The following is a 14831-nucleotide window of genomic DNA, read 5'->3' as shown; positions in this document are numbered from 1 at the left end:
CTAATATCTCTTCGTGAGGTTGGGGGAGTTATCAAAGCTGGCGGATTTCGGCTCCTGCAGAAGTCGCCATGCATGGATGGCGTAGCGCCACATGTTGGCGCTCCTTAGCCGTGCAGTGGCGCGGCCAGTGACCGCTGCCCTAAGGAGGTGGATTGCGCTTCGAAGGCCAAAGCCGACGACTAGCAGTAGCTTAAAGACGACAAAGGCTTGCCGCGAGCCCTGCTGCTGAAGGCGGAGGGCGCGGCTATCCATCCATTTGGTCGAGAAAAAGGATAGCTGCTCGTGCCGCTGGGATCCTCCCTGAATGTGAAGGACCCCTATAGATGGAACATAGTTTAGACGATAACCTCTCTTCCGTGCCCTCTCGCCCCACTCCACGTCTTCGCCGTACATAAAAATCTGATCGTCGAATCCGCCAATTTCGTCGATGACTTGGCGGCGAGCGAGCATGCAAGCTCCGCAAATCCAGTCAACCTCGACCGAATTGCTGGCCAGTAGCTTCGGATTGGTGAGATATATGCTCGGGATGGATTTGCACACCCGATGAAGAAAGAGTGCATGTCCGGCGACGCTCAAGAGGGTGGTTGCCCAGCCCGCGTCTCCGACCTGATGCGAACCATCCGCGTTCACAAGGCGAGGACCGACGGCGGCCAGGTCGTCTGTCTGGTAAAGCAACCGCTCCAATTCAAGAATGTCGCTGATGTCCCCAATGAACGCGTCTGGGTTGAGGAAAAGGACACTTCGCCCCCGACACCACTTCAGAGCTTGATTATTTGCCCTGGCATAGCCTAGGTTCACGTCACTTGCGATGACCCGAACCGATGGATACCGCTCCCGTACAAACTCAGCGGTACCGTCGGTACTGGCATTGTCCCAAACGACTATTTCAATGTCATGTGCGCCGTCAGCCGATGTTATGGGCTTGAGATTGCGATCCATGTAATGCTTTGATTGATATGTGACGATTACGATCGAAAGTGCGGGATATCGATGGCTGGCTCCAGTAGGGATCTTGTTAGGCTGCGCCGTCATGAGCGTAAAGCCTTTCGGAGCTTGGGTTCGATGGCATGCCAAAAGGACTCTTCCATTGCTTCAGACGTGAACAGCTGCATAAAGCGTTCCTGACCTGCCAGGCCCCGTTGCTTCACTAGAGCCGGGTTTAGTAAGGCATCCATGATAGCGGAGGCGAGGGAGTGAGCATTGTTAGGCTCGAAATGCCATCCTGTGTGCCCCGCAGTCACTACCTCGGCCAAGCCGCCATGCGCAGCTGCGATGACCGGGCGGCAGAAGGAGAACGCCTCGATCGCAACTCGACCGAAAGGCTCGGGGGCGCGGGATGGCACAACCACTACATCAGCCCACGTGAAATGTTGCGTCGGATCTGCGTCAAATGGAGTCATGGAAACTTGATGCCCCGACGGCAATTGCGCGATTGTTCTTCGTAACGACTCGCCAAAGGGCTGCCCTTCGAATGCATCTCCTACTAGCCGCACATTCACTTTGTCTAATGCGTGAGGCGGAAGCAGCTGCAAAGCCTCGAGCAGCAGATCTTGCCCTTTCCACGCGTTCAGGCGACCGAGTAGCAGCAGTCGTAGAGCACGTTGTCCGCCGTAGTCAGTTGGAGTCCGGAGCGGAGGAGGACGAGTGCCATTATAAACGACTGCTATCTGACGCGGCCCGGCGATAGAGAAGGCTTTTGCCGTGGCATGCGAGTTCGCCAGGAGGCCTACCCCGGAGTACCGCAGCAAATTGCCGAGCAGCAGCCGTGTCAGGCCGACGGGAATCTCGCGAACATGGCCGACTACTCGGTCCCTATAGGCCCGCGCGGCGATATAGTAGTCTGCCACTACTGCCGTGTTAACGTACACAAAGTCAGATTTGGCGATTGTTCGACCGGCACGATAAACAGCCCGCAGTGCCTCCGGAAGGCCGAGGGTCACGTTCTTCCATATGTCCTTCTTGCGCAAGACGAAGAGGCGCTCAATGCGCACGTCGCATCCGAGAGCCTCAAGCGGAGCGACAATTGGACCATTCGAGGGAATGATTACCGTGACGGATGCGTCGGGAACTTGTTTACGGAGTATACCGACGCACTGAATGAAGCTGCGATCGGAGCCGTAGAGCTCATATCCCTGATGCACACAGGTAATCTTGAGGGTCATCGTAGCTCCGAAGAGGCATGAGGCCTGGATGCCTCCGCGTGTGAGGGGGGGCATCAGATGTCGCTCTTGGACGCCTCGGAGGTCAGATCTCCATAGGCAGAACTAATCCACGCGCAGCCTTATGTGCCCTCGTTCACCACGCGATAAAGCAGGTACTGGCCATAGCTGCTCTTCTCCAAAACCTTTCCGATGGTCTCAAGCTGCGCGCGATCAATCCATCCCCGAAGATATGCAATTTCCTCCGGGCACGCGATCTTCATGCCTTGACGTTTTTCCAGGGTCCGAACAAATTCAGCGGCTTCGAGTAGACTGTCAGGTGTGCCGGTATCGAACCAAGCGAAGCCGCGTCCCATGATTTCTACGGTCAGCGTTCCACGTTCCAGATAAACTCGGTTGATGTCGGTAATCTCCAACTCCCCACGAGAAGAAGGCCTCAAGTCGGTGGCAATATTGACGACTTCGGGATCGTAAAAATAGATACCGGTCACTGCCCAGTTAGATCTTGGAGCGCGGGGCTTCTCTTCAATGGACACTGCCTTCATGTCATTGTCGAACTGAACAACTCCATAACGTTCTGGATCCGTGACCTGATACCCGAAGACAGTGGCTCCTCGAGGTCTTTGGGTAGCACGGTAAAGAAGGTCAGGCAGGCCGTGCCCGTAGAAAATGTTGTCACCAAGAATCAAGCATGAAGAGTGCCCTGCCACAAACGGCGCGCCAATGATGTAAGCTTGGGCAAGTCCATCCGGGTTCGGCTGCACAGCATACGATAGGGATATGCCCCACTTCTCGCCATTGCCAAGAAGACGCTGAAACACGGGCATGTCTGCGGGAGTGGAAATTATGAGAATGTCGCGAATACCCGCCAACATAAGGGTCGTAAGCGGATAGTAGATCATTGGTTTGTCATAGACGGGAAGTATCTGCTTCGATGCCGCTAATGTCATCGGATGCAGCCGAGTGCCACTGCCTCCTGCGAGTATGATGCCTTTCAATGCTCATCTCCCGGTGACGTGTTCGGATGTTGAGCGCCTGCCGAGTGTGCGAGCAGGGTGTCGAGGCATACCTGTAAACTGTGACACCAGTGAGGCATTCTTACGCCGTAAACTTCAGCAATTTTGGAGCCATCTAGCCGCGAATTGGCAGGACGCTTTGCCAAAGTGGGATAGTCGCTAGTCAAGATATGGTTGATCTTGCAACTCGGATGCCCGCGCTTGGCTGCGCCTTCGAAAATGGCATCGGCGAACTCTGCCCAGCTTGCCTCGCCAGCTGATGGCAGGTGGAATACCCCTCGAAGATACGCAGACCCGTCTGAGGCCAGCCTTTTTGATATGCTCAGGAGGGCTTCGGCGATATCGAGCGCAGAGGACGGGCTGCCGATTTGGTCGGAGACTACACTGAGGCTCGGGCGAGTCTCTGCTAGCCTGAGCATGGTCTTCACAAAGTTTGTTCTGAACGGACTGTAGACCCAAGCAACTCGGATGATCGCATGATTGGGCGTCGCGGCAGCAACTAGCTGTTCGCCCTGAAGCTTGGAGGCTCCGTAGATTCCTAGGGGATTCGTGTCGTCGGTCTCAAGGTAAGGTGTCGGCTTCCGTCCATCGAACACATAGTCGGTGGACAGATGGATGATGGGGAGTCCAAGCTGAGCGGCGGCTTCGGCGACCGCGCCAGCACCGCGAGCGTTGATTGCGAAGGCGGCGTCGGGTTCTTCTTCTGCTTGATCTACGGCAGTGTAGGCGGCTGCTGAAATCACGACGTCGGGTGCCGCGGCCCTCAGTGTCGACTCAATTGTTTCGTGCCTGGTGAGGTCAAGGAGAGGGCGACCGAGAGCGAGTATGGTGGTGCTACTGCCCGCCTGCGCGTGCAGCAGGGCAGTTACCAGCTGGCCACTCGTTCCGGTTACAGCAATGCGCATCACGCGGCCGCCTGTTTAAGAATGCCTAGGCGCTCTCCGCTGTACACGCGGTCGCGCAGCGGACGCCACCAGTCCTCATTGTTCAGGTACCAGTGGACGGTCTTCTCTATTCCCGAAGTGAATGACTCTTCCGGACGCCATCCCAACTCCGTCTCGACCTTGGTGGCATCGATGGCGTAGCGATGATCATGACCCGGCCGGTCGGCAACGTAGGAAATCAAGGCGCTGTAAGGCTCCTTCTTGGGAGCGAACAGGTCCATCATGCCACAGATCTCCTGGACAACCTGCAGATTTGTCCGCTCGTTGCGACCGCCAATGTTGTACTTGTGACCGATCCGCCCCTTAGTTAGGGCGAGGAAAAGCGCCTTGGCGTGGTCGGTGACATAGAGCCAGTCGCGCACGTTCGAGCCGTCGCCGTAGATCGGGAGGGGCTTTCCTTCCAGCGCGTTGAGGATCACCAGTGGGATGAGCTTTTCTGGAAAATGATATGGGCCGTAATTGTTCGAGCAGTTCGATATAATGCAGGGTAGGCCGTAGGTTCGTGTCCATGCGCGGACGATGTGGTCCGATGCTGCCTTACTTGCCGAATAGGGTGAGGAGGGATCGTAGGGCGTATCCTCGCAAAACAGCCCATCAGGCCCAAGCGAGCCGTACACTTCGTCGGTCGAGATGTGGAGGAGGCGGAAGTTGTCGCGCTTGGCGCCCGTGCCGTGGTCCAGATAGGATCGAACAGCTTCTAAGAGGGTCGCTGTCCCCATGATATTCGTGTCGAGAAAAATGGACGCTCCTGTAATGGATCGATCCACATGGCTTTCAGCCGCAAGATGCATTACTGCATCCGGTTCATGCCGGGCCAGTATGGCATCCAATGCCGCTCGATCACGGACGTCGGCCTTCTCGAAGCTGTACAGCGGGGATTCCGTGATCTCGGCCAGCGATTCAAGATTCGCGGCGTAGGTCAGTGCATCAACATTGACCACCTGGATACCGAGGTCCGCTACAAGGTATCGGCAAACCGCCGAACCGATGAAGCCCGCTCCGCCCGTTACAAGAACACGCATTGCACTACCTCTAATAGCGGATCGTCACTCGACTTCGACAAGGCACATTGGGTCACCGTCGTAGGTGAACGGGCTAATGAAAGAAGACAAGAATGGTAGTTGCCTATCCTTGTCTGAGAGACAAGGAGGACCCGAGAGGTGCCATTGCACAGCAACATCCGGATCATCCCACCTGATTCCGCCATCAGAGGCGCGATCATAGAAGTCCGTCACCTTGTAAAGAACTTCGGTGTCGGGTTCCAACGTGCAGAAGCCGTGGGCAAAACCTACAGGAACAAAAAGCTGATTGCCGATATCAGCAGACAATTCTGCGGATACCCAGTGGCCATAGGTTGGGGAGCCGGTGCGGATGTCGACGGCCACGTCAATGATCTTCCCACGCACAACTCGGACCAACTTTGCCTGCGCGTATGGTGGTGCCTGGAAATGAAGACCGCGGATCGTATTCACGTGACGTGAAAACGACTGATTATCCTGAACAAATCGGTTTTCAGTTCCCAACTGCGAGAATCTCAAGCTGTTCCAAGTTTCCGCGAACCAGCCACGATCATCGGAAAATCGCTGTGTGTTGATCAACAAGACGCGGCCAGTCATCCGTTTCTCCAGCAAGGACTAGTGACTGATCTGAAGGCAGTGACACGTTGCCATGTCAGCATGGAGGGCAGCAAATATTTGTGATGTACCTTCAGTACGCTTGGCCGTCGCTGGCTAGTATTCCAATTGTCCGCAGCATGATCCAGAGATCAAAGCCTACTGAACACTGTTCGATATATTCCAAGTCGTATCTGATCCGCTGCTCCATCTGCGTAATATTGTTGATTTCTCCTCGCGCGCCGTTCACCTGCGCCCAACCGGTGATGCCCGGCTTCACCCGGTGCCGGGACAGATACTCGTCGATCAACGCACTGTAGTGATCGTCATGCGCCACCGCGTGCGGCCGTGGCCCCACCAGGCTCATGTCGCCCAGCACGACGTTGATGAGCTGCGGCAGCTCGTCGAGCGAGGTCTTGCGCAGGAAGGCGCCGAGCGGGGTGACGCGGGGGTCGTTCCTGCTGGTGTGGGCGACGAAGCCTTGGCCTTCGCGGTCGCAGAGGTCGGTGTACATGGAGCGGAACTTGAAGACGCGGAACTGCTGGCCGTGGAAGCCGACGCGGGCCTGGCGGAAGAAGACCGGGCCCTTGGAGGTCAGCTTGATCGCGACCGCGATGGCCAGGAGGAGGGGGGCGATCGCGACCAGGAGGAGGGAGCCCAGGATCCGGTCTTCCAGGGATTTCAGGAGGTATTTGCGCTCGTCGAGGGGGCGGTCGAGCAGGCGCAAGGCCGGGCTGTCGGCATAGGTGGTGATGCCGCGCAGCGGGAGGGCACGGCCGTTCGCGTCGATGCCGGGCAGGAAGCTCACGCTCACCGGGTGGCGGCGGAGCTTGTCGAGCAGCGAGGCGACGCGCTCGGTGGCGGACCAGGGGAGTGCTATGACCACGTGCTCGACGCGCCTGGCCTGGAGGAAGCCGGACAGCCAGCGGCCCTGGTCGGGGCCGAGCGGGGTGTCGAGCTCGGTTTCCAGGTAGCCCAGGACGAGGGTGTCCGGGTCGTGCTTGCGCAGGCGCTCCAGCGTGGCGTGGCCGTGGGTGCCGTTGCCGACCACCAGGACGCGGCGGAGCAGGAAGCCGGCTTCCTTGAGGGCGCCGACCGCGCGGGTCAGCGCCAGGCGGATCAGCACCAGGAGGGCTGCGGTGGACAGATACCAGCCGAACGCCCAGACGCGGGAAACGTCGGTGGAGACCTTGGCGAGGAACAGGATGGCCACGCCCAGCACGGCGGCCAGGGTCCACAGGGTCAGGGCGTAGCGGATCTGGCGGCCGGTGCGGTGGAGCTGGTCCTCGGCGTAGAGGCCGGCGAGCGAGAAGGCGTTGCTGGCGAACAGGGCCACGCCCAGGAGGAGGAAGGCCTCGGTCGCGACGAAGCTCGGGCCGCCTTCGCGGATGAAGGGCACGATCAGGGCGCCGGCGAAGATCGCGAGGAGGTCGGCGAAGCGCAGGAGGTGGGTGAGCAGGACCGGGGAGAGGAGCCGGCGGCCGAGGCGGCCACGCAGGCGGGAGTCCGGGAGGATCCGGAAGCCGTCCGGAGCGGCGGCATCTATCGCACGCGGTGCCATGCTCGACCTCGGGCTGACGGTGTCGTTGCCGGCTGCGCCATGTTCCATGACCGGCGGCCACGGGACCGCGTCATTTCCGGCAACGAGGCCAATAACCTTCAAAAATCAGCGGGGAAACTTCGACCAGCACCCTTCGAAGATCGGCAACTGTTCCTATGATGACCGGCCGCTCCCTCTGATCAACTGCGGGCATTTTAGGCAAAGCCGGTAGAACCGCAACACTGCGGCGCAGCAATGGCCTGCGGTCCCAGTGTCGCAGCGGTTTTTCCGGAACCGGGCAGGAAGATGGCCCGGGCTCAGGCGCCGCTGGGAGGATGATCGTCAAGTGATTGATGGCGTTCAGGAAAGACCCGTGAGAAAGGCGGCGAGCGCCGCCCGGAAGTCGTCGCGGTAGCGTTGCGGGCTGACGGCCTTGGGGGTGATCTCGACGAGCCTGGCGCCGGGGATCGCGCGGGCAAGCGTGCGCAGGTGGCGGAGCGGGTGGATCAGGTCCAGGCCGTGGCCGAGGACCAGGGTCGGGAGCTGGAGGCGAGCGAGGTCGGTCGCGGCGACGCCGGGGCCGTCGCCGGAGATGCGCCCGAGCAGGGCGGCGGTCACGGCCTGCGGGGGGCGGGTGAAGAAGCCGAGCAGGGAGGCGAGATTGTCGGGGGCGTGGCGGCGCAGCCGGGTCGCCAGGGGGCTCTGGAGGAACAGGCGGCGGGCGGTGTCGGGCGGATGCCGGGCGAGGAGGCGGCCGGCCAGGGCGTTGGGGGCCATGTTGGCGGGTGCGTGGCGGGTGGTCCAGGCAGGGCGGGCGACGACCAGGGCACGGACCAGGTCCGGGCGGGTGACGGCCAGCCGCAGGGCAATGGCAGCGCCCATGGAGATGCCGCCGACCACGGCGGGGCGGTCGGTGCTGGCTTCGAGGAAGGCAGCGGCGTCGTCAGTGAAGGTGCGGATCGACAGGTGGTCGAGGGGGCCGGGCGGGGAGGTGCCGTGGCCGCGGCATTCCAGGGTCAGGCGGCGCAGGGCGGGGCCGGTCGGGAAGATCTCGGCGGGCTGGTGCTGCGCGCCGCACAGGCCGTGCTGGAACAGGACGGGGAGACCATCGCCGCCATCGTCCCAGGCGGACAGGTCCAGGCCGTCGCGGCCGAAGCTGGTGCGGCTCATGGGAGGCGGGCGCGCAGGAAGGCCGCGACCTCCGGGGTTTCCGCGGGGGTGAGGCCGTGGGTGACCAGGGGGCCGGCGAAGCCGATCCGCCGGAGGCCGGCCAGATAATGGTCGAAATCGAGCACGCCCTTGCCGGCGGTGGCGAACGAGCCGTCGGGGTGGCGGTCCTTGGCGTGGGCCAGCTCGATCCGGTCGGCGAGCAGGTCCAGCGCCTCGTCGACCAGGCGGCGCTGCTCGTCGGGTGGGGCGATCTCGAACAGGTTGGCGGGGTCCAGGACCACGGCGAGCGTGGGCGAGCGCAACTCGTCGATCAGGCGGCGGGCCTTGCGGGCGCTGTCCACGACGTTCGCCAGCTCCGGCTCGATGCCGAGCTTCAGGCCGTGGGCCTCGGCGATGCGGATGGCCTGCTCCATGCTGGCGAGGAGGTCCTGCCAGGCATCGGGCTCCGTGTTGGCGGGGTGGTGGCGCCACTGGTCGTCCGGGTCGCGCGTGCCGGTACACAGGGTGATCATCGGGATGCGGAGAGCCGCGGTGGCGTCTGCCAGGACCTGGAGGCGGCGCAGGCCGTCGGCGCGGACGGCAGCGTCCGGGTGGATCATGTTGAAGGTGCCGGACATGGCGCAGAGCTCGACGCCGCTCTGCTGGCGGGCAGCGTCGATGCGGGCGAGCGTGGCCTGGTCGATCGTGTCGGGCAGGGCCGGGAGGCCGCAGCAGGCCATGTTGAACTGGCAGGTGGCGTAGCCGGCGGCCTTCACCTCGGCCAGGACGGCGGCGGGGTCGCTGCCGGGGAAGGTCTTGGCGAAGATGCCCAGACGCAGGGTCATACCAGGCCCTCCACCTCGGCCAGGCGCACGGGCTGGCCACGCTCGACGCTGCGGGCGATCGCGACCATGCCGCGCACGGAGGCCAGTCCGTCGGTCACGTCGGCGCCCTGCTGGGGGAGCCCGTGGAGGATGGTGTCGGCGAAGCCTTCCAGCTGGCGGCGGTAGAAATGGCCATCGGCGCCGAGCACGCGTCTCGTGGAGGCATCCTTTTCGTGGAAGATCTCGACGTCGGAGCTCTTGTAGTACCAGGGATTATAGGTTTTCGCCTGGATCGAGCCGTGCTCGCCATAGATGGTGAAGCCCTCCTGCCAGTCGCCGCGGATGGCGACGGTGAGGTCCAGGTGGCCGAGCGTGCCGTTGGCGAACTCGAGGTCGACGAACCAGCAATAGGCGCCGAAGCGCTCGGAGAGGCGGGCCTGGACGGCGGTGATCTCGCCGGCCAGATGGCGGGCGGTGTCGAGCAGGTGGCTGCCATGGGCCAGCATGAAGTAGCGGCGCTTGTCGGCCTTGGGGTCGCCAGAGGGCTTGCGGGCGTTCTGGCTGGTGACCATCAGCGGCTGGACCGCGTCGGTCATGGCGTAGCGGTGGGTACTGTCGCAGTACCAGGCCTTGAGTGCCTGGAGCTCACCCATCTCGGTGGCGATGAAGGACTTGGCGGCCTCGATGCCGGGGTCGAAGCGCTTCATGTGGCCGACCTGGAGGGTCAGGCCGGTCTGCCGGACGGTGGCGGCGAGCGCCTCGACCTCCTCGACGGCGACGCCCAGCGGCTTCTCGCAGAGCACGTGCTTGCCGGCCTGGAGAGCCCGTATCGCGGCGGGCACGTGGAAGGCGTCGGAGGTGGCGATGATCACCGCCTCCAGCTCGGGGTCGGCCAGCATTGTGTCGTAGTCGGCATAGGATTTGCGCGGGGCGTGGGTGGCGGCCATGCGCTCGCGCAGGTCGTCGGCCACGTCGCAGACCGCGAACAGCTCCGCGTTTCTCGCCTTGGTGCAGCTCTCGAAATGGGCGGCCTGGGCGATGGGGCCGCAGCCGAGCACGCCCACGCGCAGGAGGCGGTCTTGTTTCTTCGGCATGATCGAGGATCCTGTCAGGCGGCGGCTTGGGCGGGCTGGGGCCGGGCGTAGAGGGCCTGGCCGGACTGGCGGTCGAACAGCACGGCCTTGGTGTAGTCGATGTCGAGGATGCGGGTCTCGCCGGCCTGCACCTGGGCATCAGCGGGCAGGCGGCCCATGACTTCGACCGCCCCTAAGCGCAGGGCCAGGAAGATGTCCGGCCCGGTGGGCTCCAGCACGTCCACGGTGAAGGGGAGGGAGTGGACCTCGCGGCTGCGGCTGGTGCCGGGCTCGGTGATCCATTCCGGGCGCAGGCCGAGCGCCACTTTCTGGCCCGGCTGCAACGTGACGGCACCGGCGGTGGCGGGGATCGGCAGGATCGCAGCGTCGCCGTCCACGCCATCCAGGCGCAGGGCCGGGCGGCCGCCATGGGTGACGATCTCGGCGTCCAGCAGGTTCATGGCCGGCGAGCCCATGAAGGTCGCGACGAAGGTGTTGGCGGGGCGGTCGTAGATGTCGGCGGGCGTGCCGAACTGCTGGAGGATGCCGTCCTTCATCACCGCGATCCGGGTCGCCATGGTCATGGCCTCGATCTGGTCGTGGGTGACGTAGACGATCGTGGCGCCTAAGCGCGCGTGGAGCTTCTTGATCTCGGTGCGCATCTCGACGCGCAGCTTGGCGTCCAGGTTGGACAAGGGCTCGTCGAACAGGAAGATCTTGGGCTCGCGCACCAGGGCCCGGCCCATGGCGACGCGCTGGCGCTGCCCGCCGGAGAGCTGGGAGGGGCGGCGGTCCAGCAGATGGCCGATCTTGAGCAGGTCGGCGACGGCGGCGATCTTCTTCTTGCGCTCCTCCTTGGGCATGCCGGCCATCTCGAGCGAGAAGCCGATATTCTCGGCCACGGTCATGGAGGGGTAGAGGGCGTAGGACTGGAACACCATGGCGATGTCCCGCTCCTTGGGCTCCAGGTCGTTGACGACCTTGCCGTCGATACGGATGGCGCCGGAGGAGGCGGTGTCCAGGCCGGCAATGATGTTGAGGAGGGTGGACTTGCCGCAGCCGGAGGGGCCGACCAGGACCAGGAAGTCGCCGTGGCCGATGCCGATATGGATGTCCTTCAGGACCTCGACCTGGCCGAAGCGCTTGCCGATATGCTCGATGTCCAGGCTTGCCACGGTACTCTTTTCCTTTTGCCGGTCCGGCGGCTGGCTTCGTCCGCCTACAGCGGCGCTTCCCTTTGCGTCATCCCCCGGACGAGCCGGGGGATGACAGAATGAAGACGTGCGCCGACGGGTCGAACATCCTCACCCCTTCACCGCACCGGCCATCAGGCCGCGCAGGAAGAAGCGGCCGAGGAACAGGTAGATCAGGATGGTGGGGGCGGCGGTGATCATCGCAGCCGCCATGTCGACATTGTAGAGCTTCACGCCGGTGGACGTGTTGACCAGGTTGTTGAGCGCTACCGTGATCGGCTGGCTCTCGCCGCCGGCGAACGAGGCGCCGAACAGGAAGTCGTTCCAGATGCCGGTGAACTGCCAGATCACCGAGACCACGATGATCGGCCAGGAGATCGGCAGGAGGACGCGGGTGAAGATCTGCCAGAAGCCGGCCCCGTCCATGCGCGCGGCCTTCACCAGCTCGTCCGGGACCGCAACGTAGAAGTTGCGGAAGAACAGCGTGGTGAAGCAGACGCCGTAGACGACATGGACCAGGACCAGGCCCGCCGTGGTGCCGGCCAGACCGATCTTGCCCAGCGTGAACGCCATCGGGATCAGCACGATCTGGAACGGGATGAAGCAGCCGAACATCATCGCGCCGAACAGGAGATTGTCGCCGCGAAACCGCCACTTGGTGAGCACGTAGCCATTCAGCGCACCCAGGCCCACCGAGAGGAGGACGGCGGGGACGACCATGCGGATCGAGTTCAGGAAATAGCCCTTGAGGCCGGCACAGCTGACGCTGATGCAGGCGCTGTTCCAGGCGGTCGCCCAGGCCTCCAGGGTGACGGCACCGGGCGGGGAGAGAAGGTTGCCGGCGCGGATCTCGTCCATGGATTTCAGTGAGGTGAACACCATGGAGACCAGCGGCGCCAGGAACACGGCGGCGGCCACGATCAGCAGCGCATAGACGGCGAAGCGGGCGAGGTTCACGCCGCTGCCGGAGCGCCGGAGAATGACGGTCTCAGCCGCGACGCTCATGGCGCAGCTCCGAATAGAGATAGGGGATGATGATGGCGGCGAGCGTCATGAGCATCACCGTGGCGCTGGCAGCCCCTAAGCCCATCTCGTTGCGGGTGAAGGTGGTCGTGTACATGAAGGTCGAGGGCAGCTCGGTGGCGAAGCCCGGGCCGCCCTTGGTCAGCGCCACCACGAGGTCGTAGGACTTGATGGCGAGATGCGCCTCCACGACGAAGGCGGTGAGGAAGACCGGGCGCAAGGCGGGGATGATGATGCGGGTGTAGATCTTGTGCGTGGGCGCCCCGTCCATGCGGGCGGCACTCAGGATCTCGGTGTTGATCCCGCGCAGGCCCGCCAGGAACAGGGCCATGACGAAGCCCGCGACCTGCCAGACCCCGGCGATCACCACCGTGTAGATCGCCATCTGCGGGTCGACCAGCCACTTGAACGAGAAGCTTTCCCAGCCCCAGCCCTGCACCAGCCGCTCCAGGCCCAGGCCCGGGTTGAGCAGCCACTGCCAGATGACGCCGGTGACGATGAAGCTCAGCGCCATCGGGTAGAGGAAGATCGTGCGGAACGCCCCTTCCGCCCGGATCCGCTGGTCGATCAGGATCGCCAGGCCCAGGCCCAGGATCGTGGCCAGGACGATATAGAGCCCGCCGAAGATGAAGATGTTCTGGACCGCCACGCCCCAGCGCGGGTTGCTGAACAGGCGCTCGTACTGGTCGAAGCCGGTGAAGACGAAGCGCGGGAACATCTTGGAGCCGGTGAAGGACAGGATCACCGAGAACAGCATGAAGCCGTAGACGCCGATCGTGACCATCAGGAGGCTCGGCGAGAGCACGAACAAGGGCAGGGCGTTCGCCAGCCTGCGTTTGCCCGCCATTCTTTCGGTTGCTGCCATCGGCGCCGGCTTTCGAGCGTTGCGAAGATGGGCCGGCCCGGGCGCTGCTGCGTCCGGGCCGGATCGGCTCACTGGGCGGCGGCGACCGCGTCGACCAGGGCCTTGGCCGCGTCCGCCGAGGACTGGTCGGAGTTGAAGTGGTTGGTCACCACGTCGAACATCGCACCCTGGACGGCCGGCGGCTGGGCGTGGCCGTGGGCCAGCGAGCCCATCAGCGTGCCCTTCTCCTGGGCGGCCTTGATGTCGGCCATCGACTGCTTGCCGCATTCGTCGAACTTGTCGCCGGGCACGTCGGTGCGCGCCGGGATCGAGCCCTTGGCCAGGTTGAAGGTCTCCTGGAAGGAGGGCGACATGGCGGCGGATGCCATGATCAGCTGGGCCGGGCGCCGCTCCTCGCCCACGTCGAACATGGCGAAGAAGTCGGTGTTGAACAGGAACGAGCCCTCGGTGCCGGGGGCGGGGGTGCAGAGGATGTCGACACCGGGCGTCTTGCCGGCGGCGATGATCTCGCCTTTGGCCCAGTCGCCCATGAGCTGCATGGCGGCCTCGCCGTTCAGCACCATGGCGGTGGCGAGGTTCCAGTCGCGGCCGGAGAAGTTCGGGTCGACGAAGCCCCGGATCTTGCGCATCTGGTCGAACACCTTGACCATGGTGTCCGAGCCCAGCGCTTCCGGATCGGCCTCGATGATGGCCTTCTGGTAGAATTCCGGGCCGCCGATGCCGAGCACGACATCGTCGAACACGGTGGTGTCCTGCCAGTTCTGGCCGCCATGGGCGAGCGGCTGGATGCCCTTGGCCTGGAGCGCCTCGGCGACCTGGTTGAACTCGTCCCAGGTCTTGGGCGGGGTCAGGCCGTTCTCCTCGAAGATCTTGGCGTTCGACCACAGCCAGTTCGGCCGGTGGATGTTGACCGGGGCGGCGACATAATGGCCGTCATACTTGGCGAATGCCTGGAGCGGCTCGGGGATCACGCTGTCCCAGCCTTCCGGCTCGGCGACCTCGGTCAGATCGCCCAGATAGCCTTCCTCGGCCCAGGCGCGCAGCGACATGCCGAGCAGCTGGGCGGCAGTCGGCGGGTTGCCGGAGGTGACCCGGGCGCGCAGTGCGGTCATGGCGGCCTCGCCGGCACCGCCGGCCACCGGCATGTCCTGCCAGGCGACACCCTTGGACTCCATGTCCTGCTTCAGGACACCCACCGCCGCGGCCTCGCCGCCGGACGTCCACCAGTGCAGCACCTCGACGCTGCCCTGGTCCTGGGCCTGCGCCGGCTCCACGGCGGCTGCGGCCAGGCCCAGCACGGCGACGCAGACGGTCGACAGCAATATCCGCTTCATCTTGGTCATCTCCCTGAGCCAGCCGCCCGGATCCGTTGCCCCAGGCAGGTGATCTATTGGTGCGCCAGCACGGCGCTTGGTTTGTCAACTGTCCAAAC

General features: G+C 63.5%; 14 protein-coding genes. All 14 read right to left on the bottom strand.

Translation table 11 applies throughout. The annotated features are described in order from the left end of the window. Entirely contained in the window at positions 1-1032 is a 1032-nt protein-coding gene (locus HLA95_RS14330) for a glycosyltransferase family 2 protein (protein ID WP_191057933.1), read from the bottom strand. Beyond that, positions 1029-2162, bottom strand: a complete 1134-nt coding sequence (locus HLA95_RS14325) for a glycosyltransferase (RefSeq protein ID WP_191057934.1) — start codon at positions 2160-2162, stop codon at positions 1029-1031. Before HLA95_RS14325 ends, HLA95_RS14330 begins: the two co-directional genes overlap by 4 nt. 119 nt (positions 2163-2281) lie before the next feature. Continuing rightward, positions 2282-3157, bottom strand: coding sequence for a glucose-1-phosphate thymidylyltransferase RfbA (gene rfbA / locus HLA95_RS14320; protein WP_191057935.1), 876 nt, complete (start codon positions 3155-3157; stop codon positions 2282-2284). Further along, positions 3154-4080, bottom strand: a complete 927-nt coding sequence (gene rfbD, locus HLA95_RS14315; RefSeq protein WP_191057939.1) for a dTDP-4-dehydrorhamnose reductase — start codon at positions 4078-4080, stop codon at positions 3154-3156. Before rfbD ends, rfbA begins: the two co-directional genes overlap by 4 nt. Continuing rightward, positions 4080-5141: a dTDP-glucose 4,6-dehydratase gene (rfbB, locus tag HLA95_RS14310; protein ID WP_191057936.1), complete on the bottom strand. Its 1062-nt coding sequence runs from the start codon at positions 5139-5141 to the stop codon at positions 4080-4082. Before rfbB ends, rfbD begins: the two co-directional genes overlap by 1 nt. 24 nt (positions 5142-5165) lie before the next feature. After that, positions 5166-5735 (bottom strand): dTDP-4-dehydrorhamnose 3,5-epimerase, encoded by a 570-nt coding sequence (rfbC, locus tag HLA95_RS14305; RefSeq protein WP_191057937.1) that lies wholly within the window; start codon positions 5733-5735, stop codon positions 5166-5168. Positions 5736-5826: 91 nt separating this feature from the next. Next, positions 5827-7293: an undecaprenyl-phosphate glucose phosphotransferase gene (locus HLA95_RS14300; protein ID WP_191057938.1), complete on the bottom strand. Its 1467-nt coding sequence runs from the start codon at positions 7291-7293 to the stop codon at positions 5827-5829. Positions 7294-7632: 339 nt separating this feature from the next. Continuing rightward, positions 7633-8442, bottom strand: a complete 810-nt coding sequence (locus tag HLA95_RS14295) for an alpha/beta fold hydrolase (RefSeq protein ID WP_222183682.1) — start codon at positions 8440-8442, stop codon at positions 7633-7635. After that, positions 8439-9260, bottom strand: a complete 822-nt coding sequence (locus HLA95_RS14290) for a sugar phosphate isomerase/epimerase family protein (protein WP_191057924.1) — start codon at positions 9258-9260, stop codon at positions 8439-8441. Before HLA95_RS14290 ends, HLA95_RS14295 begins: the two co-directional genes overlap by 4 nt. Before the next feature lie 2 nt (positions 9261-9262). Continuing rightward, a complete protein-coding gene (locus HLA95_RS14285; RefSeq protein WP_191057910.1) occupies positions 9263-10339 on the bottom strand; it encodes a Gfo/Idh/MocA family protein in 1077 nt (358 codons plus the stop codon). A 14-nt stretch (positions 10340-10353) separates the two neighbouring features. Then, positions 10354-11493, bottom strand: a complete 1140-nt coding sequence (locus HLA95_RS14280) for an ABC transporter ATP-binding protein (RefSeq protein WP_191057911.1) — start codon at positions 11491-11493, stop codon at positions 10354-10356. A 129-nt stretch (positions 11494-11622) separates the two neighbouring features. Continuing rightward, positions 11623-12516: a carbohydrate ABC transporter permease gene (locus HLA95_RS14275; RefSeq protein ID WP_191057912.1), complete on the bottom strand. Its 894-nt coding sequence runs from the start codon at positions 12514-12516 to the stop codon at positions 11623-11625. Further along, positions 12500-13381 carry a carbohydrate ABC transporter permease gene (locus HLA95_RS14270; RefSeq protein ID WP_223861357.1) on the bottom strand — a complete coding sequence of 294 codons (882 nt, stop codon included), beginning with the start codon at positions 13379-13381 and terminating at the stop codon, positions 12500-12502. The genes HLA95_RS14275 and HLA95_RS14270 overlap by 17 nt, the downstream gene beginning before the upstream one ends. Positions 13382-13467: 86 nt before the next feature. Then, positions 13468-14733, bottom strand: coding sequence for an ABC transporter substrate-binding protein (locus HLA95_RS14265; protein WP_191057914.1), 1266 nt, complete (start codon positions 14731-14733; stop codon positions 13468-13470). Positions 14734-14831 lie beyond the last annotated feature (98 nt).

The organism is Geminicoccus harenae (assembly GCF_019800005.1).
Classification (GTDB): domain Bacteria; phylum Pseudomonadota; class Alphaproteobacteria; order Geminicoccales; family Geminicoccaceae; genus Geminicoccus; species Geminicoccus harenae.
This window is presented reverse-complemented; position numbering and strand designations above follow the sequence as displayed.

What these genes read in the sequence shown, in the direction of transcription:
- rfbD (WP_191057939.1), bottom strand. Translation starts at nt 4,080, where the DNA reads ATGCGCATTGCTGTAACCGGAACGAGTGGCCAGCTGGTAACTGCCCTG.
- HLA95_RS14330 (WP_191057933.1), bottom strand. Translation starts at nt 1,032, where the DNA reads ATGACGGCGCAGCCTAACAAGATCCCTACTGGAGCCAGCCATCGATAT.
- HLA95_RS14295 (WP_222183682.1), bottom strand. Translation starts at nt 8,442, where the DNA reads ATGAGCCGCACCAGCTTCGGCCGCGACGGCCTGGACCTGTCCGCCTGG.
- HLA95_RS14265 (WP_191057914.1), bottom strand. Translation starts at nt 14,733, where the DNA reads ATGAAGCGGATATTGCTGTCGACCGTCTGCGTCGCCGTGCTGGGCCTG.
- HLA95_RS14285 (WP_191057910.1), bottom strand. Translation starts at nt 10,339, where the DNA reads ATGCCGAAGAAACAAGACCGCCTCCTGCGCGTGGGCGTGCTCGGCTGC.
- rfbB (WP_191057936.1), bottom strand. Translation starts at nt 5,141, where the DNA reads ATGCGTGTTCTTGTAACGGGCGGAGCGGGCTTCATCGGTTCGGCGGTT.
- HLA95_RS14270 (WP_223861357.1), bottom strand. Translation starts at nt 13,381, where the DNA reads ATGGCGGGCAAACGCAGGCTGGCGAACGCCCTGCCCTTGTTCGTGCTC.
- HLA95_RS14275 (WP_191057912.1), bottom strand. Translation starts at nt 12,516, where the DNA reads ATGAGCGTCGCGGCTGAGACCGTCATTCTCCGGCGCTCCGGCAGCGGC.
- rfbC (WP_191057937.1), bottom strand. Translation starts at nt 5,735, where the DNA reads ATGACTGGCCGCGTCTTGTTGATCAACACACAGCGATTTTCCGATGAT.
- HLA95_RS14325 (WP_191057934.1), bottom strand. Translation starts at nt 2,162, where the DNA reads ATGACCCTCAAGATTACCTGTGTGCATCAGGGATATGAGCTCTACGGC.
- HLA95_RS14300 (WP_191057938.1), bottom strand. Translation starts at nt 7,293, where the DNA reads ATGGCACCGCGTGCGATAGATGCCGCCGCTCCGGACGGCTTCCGGATC.